Origin of the sequence: Neobacillus solisequens (assembly GCF_051233465.1) — a bacterium.
In the GTDB taxonomy this organism is placed as follows: domain Bacteria; phylum Bacillota; class Bacilli; order Bacillales; family Cytobacillaceae; genus Neobacillus.
In genome coordinates this window covers 249,787-265,529 of record NZ_JBKFGJ010000003.1, presented here as the reverse complement: position 1 = coordinate 265,529, position 15,743 = coordinate 249,787, and the positions used below count along the sequence as shown (strand labels likewise).

The window sequence follows — 15,743 nt, the reverse complement described above, 5'->3', positions numbered from 1 at the left end:
TTTATAGTAAAAAAAACGGACTGATATAGTTCAGACCGTTTATAGTTATATGTAATGAAACCAGAAAAGGTAAAAGAAACTAAAAGGTACACTCAGAATTAGAGCTTTTCTGTAGGACAAAAAGTGCAGGCGCATCATCGGAAACATGATAATGTTAAATAGAAATGACCATCCCAAACTCCAGCCATTTTCATATTTAATCACACCAAAAAAGTGACCCGCCAGCCACTCAACAAATGTGAAAATGAGAATCCATTTTACGATATGGAGGATTCTTTCTCGAGGAGTAGATGGATAAGTAGCCAGGTAAATAAGAATTCCCGGACTTGCAATGAAAAAAAGTAAAATAAAATCAGCAACGATTTCTGGAAAATAGCCTTTGCTATCCATATGCCAAAGATGAAAGTAAAAATGTGCAATACACTCATAAGCTAAATTGCCTACAGCAAAATACAACAAAGTTGGATAATAGCGATCTAGATGTCTCCATGCACCTTTGATGATGGAAGCAGCAATGGATGTAACGGCAATGGCCAAAACAACTATTTTCGACACCTCCTTCATTTCATAGTCATTTTAGTGTTATTATTTCCATTTTCCTTCCATTTTTTCATAAATATAAAAAAATAGGGAGAGCACCCTGTTTGAGCGCCTCCCTTATTAACAATTTATATTTATAATTTTTATGGAACCATATTTCCAGCAGCCTTATAAAGCTGATACCATTCTTCCCGTGTCAGTTTGATTTCTGATCCTTTACATCCTTCTTTCAACCTTTCGGAATTTGTTGTTCCGAGGACTACCTGGATATTAGCAGGATGTCTGGTAATCCAAGCAACAGCAATAGCTGTTGTGCTTACACCATATTTTTCAGCCAATGTATCTAATGTTTTATTTAACTCCGGATAACGTTTCAGATCTCCAAGGAAGACTCCTTCGAAGAATCCATGTTGGAATGGTGACCACGCTTGAATGGTTATATCATGTAAACGGCAATATTCTAGAATACTGCTATCCCGATTTATGGACTGATCTACATTCATATTTAAGGCGATGCCGGAATCAATCATTGGAGTATGAGCAATACTGAATTGAAGCTGATTGACTACTAACTTGTATGGAATTGATTTTTGCAATAACTCAATTTGAGCAGGATTAAAATTTGAAACACCGAAATATTTTACTTTACCAGCAGTATGAAGTTGCTCAAAAGCTTCTGCTACCTCTTCAGGCTCCATTAACGGATCCGGTCTGTGTAATAATAAAATGTCCAGATAGTCTGTTTTTAATCTGTCCAAAATGCCATCAACAGATCGTAAAATATGGTCTTTTGAAAAATCAAAATAGCCCTCAGGCACTCGAATGCCACATTTACTTTGAATAATCATGTTTTCACGGATGTTGGGAGTCATTTGAATAGCATTTGAAAATACTTCTTCACTTTGCCCTCTTCCATAGATATCGGCATGATCAAAAAAATTGATCCCTTCTTCCAGGGCAGTACGGATTAATTTTTCGGCTTCTTGCAAATTAAGCTGGGGTAAACGCATATTGCCCATGATGATGTTTGAGGTTTTTAGTTCAGTGTTCGCGATAGATATGTACTTCATTCTTATCCCTCCCAATCAAAATTCTTTTTCATTATACTATTTTAAACAAAAGGTCGTATAAAATATGGCTCTTTTTCAAATAAATAAATTGAACTAAACCGCCTTTACTACTTCACTTTACCTTGGAAGGGGCTAGAATAATGTGGCGAACCCGAAAGAAACCCTATTATGGAGCATTGCCCTTCCAGGGTTTGGGCAATTTTTAAACAAGAAATATCTAAAAGGTCTGTTATTTGTTATATTAGAGTTTCTTATTAATGTGAAATCTAATTTCAATACCATTATTTTACTTAGCTTTCATGGGAAAATCGATCAGGCAATTGGAACGACAAATTATCAATGGCTAATGTTTTACCCTTGTTTATATTTCTTTTCCATGTGGGATGCTTTTAAAGATGCTGGTGGAGGAAGAACTAAACATGCTTATTTGCCCTTCGTCTTTTGCGCCTATTTTGTCACTGTTGGATGTATCTATTCCCCTAACCTTAAGATCTTTGGGATTTTATTTGGACCTGTTTGGCTGCCCATTTTATTCGTAATACCGGGGATCTTGGTAGGATTTCTTATAAAAACCATTATTTATAAAAAAGATCCTACATGAAGTTAGGATCTTTCACCTCAATTCTTTACAACTATGAAGTTACACGGATCGCTTCACTTTTGATCTCTTCATTACCACATGCCCCTAAAATAAGGAGTTATCCTTCTATTTTTGTAACTAAAAGAAGTTTTCCTTCTTTATCAATATAACCCCATCCGCTAAATGACGAACAAATATACATATTTTTTAATAAACCCATATTCCGTAGTGTTCTACTTGTTTCTTACTTTTTGAACCAAATCCTAAGTCGATTATTTTATCAGGAAACATGCTGCTTCATCGGCAATGATAATCACATTTTCATGCTTTTGTAAAATTGATGCCGGGAAATCTTCAGTTATCGGCCCATTTATTAATTTTGACAAAGCCATTGCCTTGTTCTCTCCGGAAACCATTATTACGATCTTTTTGCTTTCCATAATTGTTCCTATTCCCATCGTAATTGCTTTGGTTGGAACTTCGCTTATATCATTAAAAAAGCGGGCATTGGCCTGAAGGGTTGAAGGCGTTAGATCGATAACATTGGTTCTGCTTGAAAACGATGTTCCCGGCTCATTAAAACCAATGTGGCCGTTGATTCCCAGCCCTAAAACCTGGATGTCAATTCCACCTGCATGACGGATTTTTTCTTCATATATTTCACACTCCTTGAGTGGTTCCGCTGCAACTCCATTTGGAACATGAGTCTGCTCAAGAGGGATGTCAATATGATAAAATAATTTTTCATTCATGAATGAATGATAACTGTTTCGATCCTCATTCTTCATCCCCACATACTCATCTAAATTAAAGGTGATGATGTTTTTAAACGACACCTTTTTATGTTGGTATTTTTCAATTAAAGATCGATACAGTCCCTCTGGTGTAGAGCCAGTGGCTAAGCCCAAAACTGTATTGCCGCCTTCTTCTATCATTTGCTGCACAATTAAGGCACACGCTTTTTGACTCATCTCTTCGTAATTTTTCACCTTAATTAATTCCATTTTACTCATCCTTTTCTTAAAGATATGATCATGTCATCATGTTGTCATTACCAGTATAGGTGAGCATTGAAATAGATCAACGCTCCTCCTGGTACACGTTATAGATTTAATTCAGTGGTATACTCATACTTATTTCCTCGTGCCACAGAGAAGGTATACTCAATCGCACGCCCATCAGAAAAAGCGACACGCTCAATCCGCAAGGCAGCGGAACCAACCTTTTCATGCAAATAAGCGGCCTCTTCTTCAGACATATTTACTGCTCTGAAGTTTTCTTTTGCCTTGCTGATTCGATAGTTATACTTTGAAAGGAACAATTGATACATTGCTTTTTCTTTGAAATCATTCTCTGATAAGTTAGGAAAATACTTTACAGGCAAATAACTGGTTTCAAAGATGATTGGCTCTTCGTCCACTAAACGAAGTCTGGACATTTCAAATACTTCCTCACCCTCATCTAGCAATAGGATAGCCGTTGCCTTTCCGAATACCTGCTTAATGGCAAAGTTAATCATCACAGCCCGGGGATGTTTCCCAAGTTTTTCCATTTCTTCAGTAAAGCTATACATTTTGACTAAGCTCTGTGTAAAAGTGGTCGGTGAGACAAAGCTTCCTTTTCCATGTTCCTTATAAATATAGCCTTCCTTCTCCAACTCAATCATAGCCTGCCTGATGGTTGTCCGGCTTATATCAAATTGGTCACACAATTCCCGTTCGGAAGGAAGTTTATCATGCTCCTTTAACTCACCCGAATTTATTTTATGAAGAATAATGTCGATTAATTGAGCATAAAGGGGAATGCGGCTTTTTTTATCAATCACCCTACAAACCTCCTTTTAATTAGTCATGTTGTCATTACCAGTTGCTTTAAAAATAATATATCAGAAATCCTAGGTATAAGCAATGAGCTCTTCAAAATTACGCTGTTAGCCTACAATGTTTAAAAATCTGACACTAATAGTGTTATGGATTTTTCGGAACATCTACTTAATGGAAATAATCATCATGTAGATAAATGAATGCAACGAAAAAAAGACTACTTCAAGCAGTCTTTTTTCAAAGCGCCGACTTCCGAGGGATCTACAGGTTTAGAACCAAATGACCTGTTCATGGATCGAAACTGTGACCTCAACCATGTCAACTACTAAACAAGGGACTATTTTAATGTCAACTTATAGTTGCACAAAGATATCAAATCAGCATATAGTAAATATTTTCTTATTTAGGTGAATTCTTTTATGAAAAGGTTATCCTTTCTTTGTTCTTAGTATCATATTCTCCTTCTGTAGAGCACGAATATGTTTCTGAAAGAATTTAAGTCGTTGAAATTCTGTCATTTGAGGGAGAGTTTCATGAATGAATTCCAGGGCATATTTCTTTTTCCAACTATAAAGAGTATTAATATTTATACCCGTCTCTCTTGCAACCTGTGCTACTGACTTGTTCTGTTCCATCATCATTTTAACAATCCTTTTTTTCAATTGCTTATCACATATTGATTTACTCACTAGCACTCACCTCCAACATTTTGTAATGGACGTTATCTGATCAGCATTTGAAAGAAAGGTAGTGTAACATGAGTCATTATCTTAAACTATAGACTTATTATCCACCATATCTAATTAATACTATCTGAATAAATCAAAAAAACACAGGTTTTGTCTAAGCTCCCAAAAGTTCTTTCTCCTTTTCAACAGGGGACAATTCTAGATGTTTTTTCTTTCTTTTATAAACGATTGTTGAAACAAAGATACTTATTTCATAAAGTAAAATTAGAGGGATCGCTACTGAAATATGAGAGACGAACTCAGGTGGTGATATCATACTTGCAATAATTACTAAGATAAAACAGGCATATTTACGAAACTTAGCAATTGTTAAGGGATTAACAATTCCTAAAGATGTCAAGAACATCATAACTAACGGCAGTTCAAATGCCACTCCAAAGGGTAAAGTAATGTTTAATAAAAAACTAAAGTATTTTTCTGCCGTAAAGGTGGTAGACATTATACCGCTGCTTAAATTTAGTAGAAACCTTAAGATATTTGGAAATATAAAAAAATATCCAAATACTAAACCACTAATAAAAAGGATAAATAGAGCTGGTATATAAGCTAATGTCGTCTTTCTTTCAGAGATTTTTAAAGCAGGTTTTACGAAAAGCCACAATTGCCACGCTGCTACTGGAATTGTACCTACAAGAGCAACAATACCCGCTAGATTAAAATATACCCTTACTATATCACTTGGCCCCAATGCTAAAAGTTTGTAATGAAAATTTCCCATTAAAAATTGATAAATATCTTTTACATAATTAAGCCCCAGAGCCATGAAAATGATGAAAGTAACAGCAGTAATGATTACTCTATTTCTAAGTTCATCTAGATGCTCAATAATACCTTGTACTTTTTCCATTTCATCCAAGCTGCATCACCACGCTCAAAATTCTCAATCAATTTTTGGAGAATAATCCTCCCCCCTTATAGGTATTAATTCAGGAGTTAAGGGGGGAATATAGAAATGCTTCTGAAAAAAAGTTAAAATGGCCTTTATTCACCTGTTTTTACAGCAATAGCTACTAATCTTGCTCTATTTTTTTGAACTAAAGGAATCAGGTAATTTTTCCATCCATGAGAATTCATGACAATTGGCACAATAAACTTTTGAAGGTTCATGCATCCTATGGCATTTGTTACAATCCAATTGCCCATTATGTGAATCATGTGGATTGGAGTCCTTAAAGTTTGTTTTCGCTTTGACTTTTTCATAGTCGTGGCATTTTAGGCACATGCTCTTTGAAAACTCCCTTGTTTTCATTGGATCCTCATAGTCACCAGTTACATATTTCACACCTTCCGAGCTCTTTTTGGCCAGTGAATCCTGATGGCAATCGTGGCAAACCACATCCTTCTTTTTGTGTGCATTAGCCAGCAGGTTACTATGTTCATAGGAATCATACATAGGTTCCATATTATGACATAAGGTGCTACAAAAAGCTGGATTATCACTTGCCTTTATAACACCAAATCCACTAAGCATTAACAAAACAAATACAGACAGAAGAATGAAGATAAGCCTTTTACGCGATAATTTTTTAAACAGCTTTTTTTTCGATTTTTGTTCGCTTGTACTATTTTCTGTCGCCATTTCTATCCCCCTATTTTATTAAAAAATTGTATAAATTTAGTAAGATTCACTTTAATATTTTTAATTTTCAGTCAACGAAAAATGGTAAACTGTTTTATTAATTGCTTGGGATACACTCATATGTAAAAAACTCTCTAATATTTCCCTAAGCTTATTTGTGAGTATTAATTTGCAAAATTAACAAAGAATACTGGAATCACAAAGAAATCCTATTCAACCTATGATAGATCTTTTGGTCCTACTTCCTTTTTTTCTACTTCTTGCTTATCTTTATCAGTTTCTTCCACTAAATCACTAGTTAAATGACGGGCAGAATTTTTAAATTCAATTAATGTTTGACCCACAGCACGGCCCAATTCAGGAAGCTTTTTTGGGCCAAAAATGATAAAAGCAAGAACTAAAATTAAGATTAAACCAGGGATCCCTATATTGGTAAACATAAAAATCAACTCCTCTTCTTTGACAGATGCTTCTTAAAAACAACCCTTGATATAAGGGGAATTTGTCCAAACCGATGATGGCTATTAGAAAAAGGCCACCATAATTTAATAGTTATTTTACTTTCCCATAACATATTCTGCGACGAGCCTTCCGCCAGTTGCACACCAGCCCTGCTGAGCTCCAGAAAGGATGCTGACATCGTAATCAGGACCATAGATCATACCTGTATCGTTCCCAAGAGCAAACAGTCCTTGTATTGGCTTTCCTTTGTTGGTTATAACCCGTAGATACTCATCGACACGAAGACCACCGACGGTAGTGTACATAGCCAGTTGTAGCTCAGCCACATAGAACGGAGCCGTTTTCATAGGATGAAGAATCGAGGCTGGCGCACCAAACTCAACATCTTTACCAGTGGCGCAAGCATTATTGTATTTATCAAGCGTTTCCTGGAGTGTTTTGACGTCACAACCTATAACTTTAGCTAGTTGTTCAACGGTATTACACTTATGAATTTGACCTTTTTTAATTCCCTGCTCGACCACTTTATAAGCCTCAGGAAATGGCTCACCTGTATTTGCTCCTTCGTTTTCAAAGCCGACCATAATTTCTTTATCATGGAAATAATCCAGTAATGATTGATCAAGCATTGAGAATACTCTTTGCTGAAGTCTCATCGCATTACAAGTAACAGTAAAGTCTCCCGCATAGTTTTCGTTAATGAATCGTTCCCCACGCTCGTTAACACGAAGAATTGGTTGCATTGAGAACAAAAAGGGAACTCCACCACCAAAAGGCTTGTAACCGACTACCTGAGGATATCCATACATGACCGTACCAGGAAGATGAAGAGCAGCATCTAACTCTTCTGCCCATTTAATACCATCACCATCTCGGCCTTCAGGCAGACCATAGTTACAAATAGGATCTGAGTCCATATAAGTGAATCGCTTAAACATCTCTTTATTGTTAGAGTATCCGCCAGTGGCAAGGACTACATTCTTAGCTTTTATGGCGTATTCTTGGTTTTTATCCTTATCTTGGACATATACCCCCTTGACGGTACCATTTTCAACAATAAGCCCTGTTGCAGGATTTGATATTCTTATTTTAAGACCATGCTTCTTACCATACTTGATAAGTGGTTTGTGAACAGCTTGGCCAGTATAGGCAAATTCACCGTTTACCATCCCTAGATGCCATGATGGATAGGATGTCGGTGCACAAGGATCTGCCGAAAGGAACTCGACACCACAATCGAAATGGAGCCAGTCGATTGTCTTTCCACTTTCTCTTATAAATCTCCGAAAAACTATGGAATCTGCAGACCAATGGGCATATTCCATGCTTCGTTGTAGAGCTTCATTAAGATCAAAAGGTTTGCCACCTTCACCCATGTTTTTATTCATGTAGGAGTTTAGCGCTCCGATACCTTCTGTTAATGCCGAGGTACCACCAATAGCAGGCATTTTCTCAAGTAAAATGACTGAAGCCCCCAGTTCGGCTGCACGAACGGCTGTACATAAACCAGCTGTACCACTGCCAACTACCACTAGATCACACTTTTCAGTTCGGACCGGGTTATGGGTGACTTTGGTATCTTTTTTATTTTCTTTATTATCAGCACATCCCCCCAAGAGGCTGATAGATGCAACTCCTACAGCACCAATGGCAGTGTTCTTCAAAAAATTCCGTCTGCTAATTTCGCTCACAGTAAACACTCCTATTTATCTATATATTTATTATTAATAACCTTCATGGCTAATAAACAATTCTACGCAGAAAGATAGATCTGAGGATTTCATCTATCGAAAACAGTTATATTTTCTTTACTTCCTTGCTTACTTCTTTACTTACTTCCTTAATTTCTTCCAGCGTATCGCTGGTTAACTCATGTGCTGACTTTTTGAACTCCCTTAGTGTTTGACCAACAGCACGGCCCAATTCTGGAAGCTTACTCGGTCCAAATACAATAAGAGCTAAAATTAGAATTAACATTAATCCCGGGATTCCGATATTTGATAGCATATGAACAGCCCCTCTTTAAACTATTTTTTGAACTTCTATGACAACGATTTTCCAGAAAAGAAATAGTTGATTACGGAATAGGATCAGACGGGGTCAGTCAGATTGGCATGAAATGGGTGGAAGTCTTTTTTGTTTAGCAATTTCCCCTAAAGTGCACCAGACGAGAGATCCCATTGCAGAATAACTACAGCACTAACTGGTGTCATGTAATAAACCCTTGATCTCACTCCTTTGTAAGTAAACGTTATGGTTCTTCATTGAAGTACGCTAAATTTTTAATTATCCAATACACCCCATCTAGACCAAGTATAGGAGATTTTGTTTTTAGGATAAATTGTACAAAAGTGTACTTTGAAAAAGAAAATACCACTTTAGTGGTATGGATTTTTGGGAGATTCCTATTTTCAAATAGAATGTTGGAGTTGGTTCAGAATAAGATTATGAGGTTGGATGGAAACTATAAAGTACTTCTTCACGATGTAAACAATCAAGAACTGTGTGCTAGTCCAAATAGTCATATTTTCATCAATAATTGATAATTTTTGCACCTATAATATATGGTAGACTACCATTAGGTTTTTTTGATTTTTGAAGATATTATGTTTTTAAAATCTGTATACATGTTGGTGACAGATATTCAATTTCATGAATGTTACAGTAAAGTTATTTCATTAAGAAAGGTGATAGATTTGTCTTCACTCACAAATAAAGAATGGTTGGTTATGTCAGATATCATACTCACCATAAATACTGCCAGCGATGATGAAATGAGAATGTCATTTTTGAAGAAACTAGAAGGTGTGATTCATTTCAGTTGTGGTGTCTTTTACATGGGCAGCAATACTGATAACCAAAAAAAGCTTATCAACCCCACCTTCTATAAGCATCCTTATCAAAAAGTAAGTAATCCTAATGACCTGTGTAATGAATACAATAAATTCCAAAACAGGGATTATGGCAACTATATGTATTGGCTACATAACTCAATAGTTTATCGTGATTCAGATATGTTACCAAATTCCGTTATTCCTGAAAGTACTGAAATGTATCAAAAAATTTACAGTCCCCTTGGAATGCATTATGGATGCGGGATTACTCTAATTTACGATAAAGTTTTCTTAGGAGAAGTTATTTTATTCAGAGAAAAGGGACATCCGGATTTCACTGATAAAGACTTATTTATATTAAATTATTTACAACCCCATTTAACGCACCGAATGTATCAACTACATCCTCAAGGAAAGTATCAAATTAATGCTAAAGGTACTATTTGTAAAGAATACGGGTTGACCCAAAGAGAGTTTGAGATTATTACTCTTATTTGCAAGGGATACAGTAATAAAGAAATTAGCATGAGTTTATTTATTTCCGAAGAAACAATCAAAAAACATACCCAGCACATATTTAGTAAAATGAATGTCAAATCGCGTTCAAAACTCATTAGAAAATGCACAGAGGAACAATTTAAGTTAAATATTTTAGATTAATTTTTAACTAGTTTACGTATTCTGAATGGTTCTTACTTTCCAGAGTGCTTCACAAATGGCCTTGAATTTAGTATTAAGCCGGAGTAAAGAAAACAAAGCTCAAACCCCTGATTTATCAGTACAATGGACTCCTGGTGACCCTCTGGAGAAAAATTCTTTTGTAGATTGGAAAGGTTATTGTTAAAAAAGAGAGGTAAATCGAGGAATTTATAGGTTGGCTAATTCATAAAAAGTACGCATGGAAATGAAAATAAAAAAGACCACTTCCGAAGAAGTGGTCTTTTGTCAAAGAACCCTTTGTTCCGAAGGGTTCTACGGGTTTGGCACCCAATGACCTGTACAGGGATCGAACCTGTGACCTCAACCCTGTCAAGGTTGCGCTCTCCCAGCTGAGCTAACAGATCTTAATCAATACAAAATTAATTATAGTTATTAAACGAAAAAAAGTCAATAGAATTTTCATAACAGAACATACGTTCGAACAATACTTGAATATAGAACTAACGTTCGTATATAATAATACATAAAGACAAGGAAGGTGTGACAATATGGATGGATTGTTTTTACGTTCGCTAGAGGAAAAGACACCACTGGAGATGATATATCTTGCTGACAATCAAGAAATCACTCAGCGGAAACTTATTATAACAGAAGTGAATGTTGGCTACATTCGTGCCTATTGCCTTCTTAGAAAACAAGTACGCACCTTTAAACGTGATAATATACTCTCCATCATGCCGGAAACATATTCCACAATGCGGATTCTGCACTAATTCAAATTAATCCCCTTCCCATTACCTTACCCTTTCAACACACATATGTTAAAATGCAATTGTATCAGTAGAATCAGGGGGGAAACTTATGGAATACCCAAAAGGTAGCATGAAGGAAATAAGTTTTTTTAGTATGGAACTTCAAGAGGAATTGCAACTGTTAATCTATCTACCTGCCAATTTTTCACCGTTATATAAGTATTCATTACTCATTGCCCAGGATGGCAGAGATTACTTCCAACTAGGCCGTATTGGTCGTATTGCTGATGAACATCTTTTTAATCGGGAAATGGAAAATTTAATCATTGTTGGGGTACCCTATAAAAATGTAGAGGATCGTCGTCAAAAATATCACCCTAAAGGATCTCAAAATAAACAGTATATTCGTTTCCTTGCCCACGAACTAGTACCATTTCTTGACCAGGAATTTCCAACTTATCAAATGGGGACTACCAGAGCATTAATCGGAGATTCTCTTGGGGCCACTGTTTCACTAATGACAGCTATGCAATATCCGCATACATTTGGAAAAGTGCTCTTGCAATCACCTTATGTGGATCAACATATTTTCGAGTTGGTTAAGAACTTTTCAGAACCACAGCTTATCGAAATATATCATGTTATTGGTAACCAAGAAACAGAAGTACATATGACCAACGGAAAAGTTGGTGATTTTTTAACTCCAAATCGCAAGCTATCCACACTTCTATCAAATAAGTTTTTTTCTTACTTTTATGAAGAATTTAATGGAAACCACACTTGGACCTATTGGCAGCCCGATTTAAAAAGAGCACTTAAAAAGATGTTCTAAACTAAGGCTTTGTTAAAGAATACTGTTGATTGAAGCGGTAATAAACATACAAATTCAACAAAGCCTAAACTAAAAAAACGGGCAGGACGGATTATTTATTATATTTAGAAAATTTGATATAATTGGACGAGTTCTTTTCAAATACGATACTCAAATATTGTAAATTGGGGGTATTCATCATATGAAATTTGGAGTTGTTATTTTTCCATCAAAAAAGCTTCAAGACTTGGCAAATTCCTTTCGTAAACGCTATGATCCACATTACGCTCTAATTCCTCCACATCTGACATTAAAAAATGCTTTTGAAGCAACGGATGAGGAAGCAAAAGATTATGCTGAAAAATTAAGGCAAATCGCTCAAAACACTAATCCATTCAACCTAAAAACAACAAAATTCAGCTCCTTCTTTCCCGTTAATAATGTCATCTATTTTAAGGTAGAACCTACAGATGAACTTACTGGACTTCACTCAAAAATCAATAGTGAATTTATTGATCAAGATCAGCCATATGCATTTGTTCCACATATCACTATTGCGCAAAAACTTTCAAATGATGAATATTCTGATGTTTTTGGCGCGTTAAGCATGAATAAGGTAGAGCATGAAGAAACGATTGATCGATTCCATCTTCTTTATCAATTGGAAAATGGATCTTGGTCCGTATCGGAAACTTTTCGTCTTGGAAAGAAATAACCATTGTGACAGTAAAAATAGTTGAAAACAAAAAAAGAACTGAATGATGCCCTACTGTTCGAAAGGTTGTATTCGTAGATGAGCAAAACGTGCCGGTTGAAGAAGAAATTGATCAATTTGAAGAGGACTCTACTCATTTTGTCATGTACCACGATGGTCATCCGATTGGTGCCGGGCGTTTCCGAATTCTAGATGGGATTGGAAAAGTAGAACGAATTTGCGTGTTAAAGGATGCTAGACAACTCGGGGCAGGTAAACAAATCATGAATACGATAGAAACTTATGCAAATCAAAAGGGTATTCATAAGTTAAAGCTTAACGCGCAAATACATGCTATTCCTTTCTACTCCCGTCTCGGCTATACAACCTCCTCTGAAGAATTTTTAGATGCTGGTATTCCTCATAAAACGATGATCAAAACCATCTAACTCAAGAATGCACCTGCCAAAATTGGCGGGTGCATTTTTTGGTAATTAATTTTTCCCCTTTTTGATACCTACATGTTTTGTTATGATTAAAGTTGTCTCATTTTCTATATTGGAGTTTTTAAACATGAAAACAGCTATTTACAAAAATCAATTGATCTTCCTTGATCATTTACAACGTGATGAATTTCAAAAAATCTATCTTGCCGGAAAGAATAACGAAATAAAATGTCCAACTTGTAACGAACGAATGCAACTTTTTCTAGGAATTCAGGAACAGCCACACTTTTTCCATGTCCATTCTCCTGAAAAGAAATGCCAAGAGCCTGAGCATGAGAAAACCTCAACACCCGTTAGCGTTCAAACCATCGAAAGGAACGGTTTTATCCTTCCACAAAGCCGGACCATTACTGTCCAAGATAATAATGTTCAATTGTTCAGTCCCGCTAAACCAGTTCGTCACACAGTTCCTTTCATACCTCCAAATACATGGGACCATAAAGTCAGTGTTCCCTATTTTCAGGAACTCGCCGAACAAGGTGTCAGCTTAGATCAAAATCAAGCTTCCGCGGTAACCATGACAGAGGGTTCACTATTAGTACTTGCTGGGGCTGGTAGTGGCAAAACCCGCGTTTTAACAGCAAGAACCGCTTATATGCTCATTGAAAAACGAATTGACCCGCGGTCTATCATGCTAGTTACCTTTACATCGAAGGCTGCAGCAGAAATGAAAGCCCGGTTATTATCTTATCCAAACGTTAACAAACAAGCTGTTCATCAGCTGGTTACAGGAACTTTCCACAGTATTTTTTACCGAATTCTAATGTACCATGATGGTGCTAATTGGGCATCAGATAAACTTCTTAAAAAAGATTGGCAACGCGATAAAATCCTTAAAGAAGCCGGGAAACAGCTCGATTTGTCAGAAAAAGAATTTGCGTATGATTTAGCACTTCAACAGATCGGATTATGGAAAAATACGATGGTAATGCCGGATCAGATAACTCCATCTTCAGAATGGGAAGAAAACACAGCCCAGTTATTCAAACTATATGAAACGTTTAAACAGCGGGAAGGTTTATTTGACTTTGATGATATGCTCATTGGCTGCTATCGACTGCTGCAAACATCTGCTGATTTGCTTGAATTTTATCAGGAGCGTTTTCATTATTTTTTGATTGATGAATTTCAGGATATTAATAAGGTCCAATATGAATTAATTAAAATGTTATCAATGAAACATAAAAATGTTTGTGCAGTCGGTGATGATGATCAGGCTATTTATTCCTTTAGAGGAAGTGACCCTAAGTTTTTGCTGGATTTTGAACAGGATTTTCCATTAGCCGAAGTGATTAATCTGGACCAAAATTACCGTTCATCCCATGAAATCGTCACTGCAGCAAACCAGATGATTGCCGCTAATAAAGTTCGTAGAATTAAAAAAATGAAAGCACAGGTATCAAATGGCCTGCTTCCCTATTTATTTTTCCCTTATGATGAAGAGGAGGAAGCAACCATGATTGTGACGGATATTCAGCAACAAATTACGGATGGTGCCAACCCATCGGACTTTGCTATTTTATATCGGACTAACGCTGCTTCACGGGCAGTATTTGAACGATTGGCAATCTCCAATCTTCCGTTCAAACTGGATCTGGATGCCGAGGCCTTTTACGACAGGTATATTGTCAGATGTACCCTATCTTTTTTAAGAGTCAGTATCCATGAGGATGACACCCAGGGTATATCAGAAATATTGCCATTATTATTTTTAAAGCAAACTGCACTTAAAGAATTAAAAGCTTTGAGTATCCTCCAGGATTGCAGTCTCCTTGAGGCACTCTCTTACATTAAAACAACCCATTCTTTTCAAGAAAAAAAATTAAAAAAAGTTGTACCGCTCATTCGTTCTCTAAAAGCATTGGCTCCAGTCAAAGCGATTGAAAAAATTGAGAAAGATATTGGATTTCTAGATTTTCTAAAAAAACGCGGAAATGAATCTAATCAATTGGAGAAAGGCTCTGATGATTTAAAGGATTTAAAAGTTGCCGCAAAAAGTTTTGAATCCATCGATTCCCTTCTCGCCCATGCAGAGCACATGTCTGCAATGAATCGAGAAATGAAAAATTTAAGTAAACACTTCCGTGAGGCCATTACCCTAAGCACCATTCACCGAGCGAAGGGTCTTGAGTATAAGACGGTCTATCTGATTGGGGCTGTTGATGGAAGTCTTCCGCATGACTATGCATTAGAAAGCTCACGTAATGGAGATTTTGCCCCATTAGAAGAAGAAAGACGTCTATTCTATGTTGCGATGACACGAGCCAAAGAACAGCTATACATTTCCGTCCAAGAGAACAGACGCGGAAAGAAAAGCTATCGTTCACGATTTCTGGCTCCGCTGCTAAAAGCAAATAAACATTAAACAAAAAGGCCCATTTCCTTTAAGGGAAACGGCCTATTTGTTTATTTTTTGTTCATCATATTTGATATGGTATTGAAATCCAAGCTTTTACCATCTTTTACAATCGTATTAACGATTTGATCTTCCAACTCTTTACTTACCGGTTTATTAGCTAATTGAGAAACCTTACGGATAACCCCGCGCACTGTTTTTTCATCTTTAAAATTAGCATTCTGTAAGGAATTCGCTAAATCAAAAATATCTTGCATATTTACGCCAGTTTTCTTTTCTATGTTTTTAAAGAAACCATTATCCATGTTTTTAGATTCACACTCCTTC

General features: G+C 36.3%; 18 protein-coding genes and 1 tRNA gene. 7 read left to right on the top strand and 12 right to left on the bottom strand.

Annotated elements, in window-relative coordinates; translation table 11 throughout:
- Positions 1–45: 45 nt before the first annotated feature.
- Positions 46–564, bottom strand: coding sequence for a hypothetical protein (locus ACI3K6_RS05530; RefSeq protein WP_335481415.1), 519 nt, complete (start codon positions 562–564; stop codon positions 46–48).
- A gap of 119 nt (positions 565–683) precedes the next feature.
- Positions 684–1,610, bottom strand: a complete 927-nt coding sequence (locus ACI3K6_RS05525; protein WP_435554051.1) for an aldo/keto reductase — start codon at positions 1,608–1,610, stop codon at positions 684–686.
- A 142-nt stretch (positions 1,611–1,752) separates the two neighbouring features.
- On the opposite strand from ACI3K6_RS05525, the gene ACI3K6_RS05520 reads away from it, so the two are divergent.
- Positions 1,753–2,211, top strand: coding sequence for a hypothetical protein (locus tag ACI3K6_RS05520; protein ID WP_335481419.1), 459 nt, complete (start codon positions 1,753–1,755; stop codon positions 2,209–2,211).
- A 251-nt stretch (positions 2,212–2,462) separates the two neighbouring features.
- Here the strand turns inward: ACI3K6_RS05520 and nagB are convergent, their stop codons facing one another.
- From nagB to tatA, 8 genes are all read right to left on the bottom strand, one after another.
- Positions 2,463–3,194, bottom strand: a complete 732-nt coding sequence (gene nagB, locus ACI3K6_RS05515; protein WP_435554050.1) for a glucosamine-6-phosphate deaminase — start codon at positions 3,192–3,194, stop codon at positions 2,463–2,465.
- A 98-nt stretch (positions 3,195–3,292) separates the two neighbouring features.
- Positions 3,293–4,015 (bottom strand): GntR family transcriptional regulator, encoded by a 723-nt coding sequence (locus ACI3K6_RS05510; RefSeq protein ID WP_435554049.1) that lies wholly within the window; start codon positions 4,013–4,015, stop codon positions 3,293–3,295.
- A 426-nt stretch (positions 4,016–4,441) separates the two neighbouring features.
- Entirely contained in the window at positions 4,442–4,702 is a 261-nt protein-coding gene (locus ACI3K6_RS05505; RefSeq protein WP_435554048.1) for a transposase, read from the bottom strand.
- A 154-nt stretch (positions 4,703–4,856) separates the two neighbouring features.
- The gene (gene tatC, locus ACI3K6_RS05500; RefSeq protein ID WP_435554087.1) at positions 4,857–5,609 is read right to left on the bottom strand and encodes a twin-arginine translocase subunit TatC; all 753 of its coding nucleotides are present in this window, start codon (positions 5,607–5,609) and stop codon (positions 4,857–4,859) included.
- Between the two features lie 174 nt (positions 5,610–5,783).
- The gene (locus ACI3K6_RS05495) at positions 5,784–6,341 is read right to left on the bottom strand and encodes a cytochrome c3 family protein (RefSeq protein WP_435554047.1); all 558 of its coding nucleotides are present in this window, start codon (positions 6,339–6,341) and stop codon (positions 5,784–5,786) included.
- A 218-nt stretch (positions 6,342–6,559) separates the two neighbouring features.
- Positions 6,560–6,781 carry a twin-arginine translocase TatA/TatE family subunit gene (locus tag ACI3K6_RS05490; protein ID WP_435554046.1) on the bottom strand — a complete coding sequence of 74 codons (222 nt, stop codon included), beginning with the start codon at positions 6,779–6,781 and terminating at the stop codon, positions 6,560–6,562.
- 117 nt (positions 6,782–6,898) lie between these two features.
- Entirely contained in the window at positions 6,899–8,494 is a 1,596-nt protein-coding gene (locus ACI3K6_RS05485) for an FAD-dependent oxidoreductase (protein WP_435554045.1), read from the bottom strand.
- Between the two features lie 106 nt (positions 8,495–8,600).
- A complete protein-coding gene (tatA, locus tag ACI3K6_RS05480) occupies positions 8,601–8,810 on the bottom strand; it encodes a twin-arginine translocase TatA/TatE family subunit (protein WP_435554044.1) in 210 nt (69 codons plus the stop codon).
- A 722-nt stretch (positions 8,811–9,532) separates the two neighbouring features.
- On the opposite strand from tatA, the gene ACI3K6_RS05475 reads away from it, so the two are divergent.
- A complete protein-coding gene (locus tag ACI3K6_RS05475) occupies positions 9,533–10,297 on the top strand; it encodes a response regulator transcription factor (protein ID WP_435554043.1) in 765 nt (254 codons plus the stop codon).
- A gap of 331 nt (positions 10,298–10,628) precedes the next feature.
- Here the strand turns inward: ACI3K6_RS05475 and ACI3K6_RS05470 are convergent.
- Positions 10,629–10,701, bottom strand: a tRNA-Val gene (locus ACI3K6_RS05470).
- 144 nt (positions 10,702–10,845) lie between these two features.
- Between ACI3K6_RS05470 and ACI3K6_RS05465 the strand changes: the two genes are divergently transcribed.
- The 5 genes from ACI3K6_RS05465 (at position 10,846) to ACI3K6_RS05445 (ending at position 15,425) form a co-directional block, all read left to right on the top strand.
- A complete protein-coding gene (locus ACI3K6_RS05465) occupies positions 10,846–11,070 on the top strand; it encodes a hypothetical protein (RefSeq protein ID WP_435554042.1) in 225 nt (74 codons plus the stop codon).
- 88 nt (positions 11,071–11,158) lie between these two features.
- Positions 11,159–11,881, top strand: a complete 723-nt coding sequence (locus tag ACI3K6_RS05460; protein WP_435554041.1) for an alpha/beta hydrolase — start codon at positions 11,159–11,161, stop codon at positions 11,879–11,881.
- A gap of 181 nt (positions 11,882–12,062) precedes the next feature.
- Complete coding sequence (locus ACI3K6_RS05455) at positions 12,063–12,575, top strand: YjcG family protein (RefSeq protein WP_435554040.1); 513 nt, start codon at positions 12,063–12,065, stop codon at positions 12,573–12,575.
- Between the two features lie 89 nt (positions 12,576–12,664).
- Entirely contained in the window at positions 12,665–13,003 is a 339-nt protein-coding gene (locus ACI3K6_RS05450) for a GNAT family N-acetyltransferase (protein WP_435554039.1), read from the top strand.
- A 124-nt stretch (positions 13,004–13,127) separates the two neighbouring features.
- Positions 13,128–15,425, top strand: coding sequence for a UvrD-helicase domain-containing protein (locus ACI3K6_RS05445; protein WP_435554038.1), 2,298 nt, complete (start codon positions 13,128–13,130; stop codon positions 15,423–15,425).
- A gap of 41 nt (positions 15,426–15,466) precedes the next feature.
- Here the strand turns inward: ACI3K6_RS05445 and spoVIF are convergent, their stop codons facing one another.
- Entirely contained in the window at positions 15,467–15,721 is a 255-nt protein-coding gene (gene spoVIF / locus ACI3K6_RS05440) for a sporulation-specific transcription regulator SpoVIF (protein WP_335481194.1), read from the bottom strand.
- Positions 15,722–15,743 lie beyond the last annotated feature (22 nt).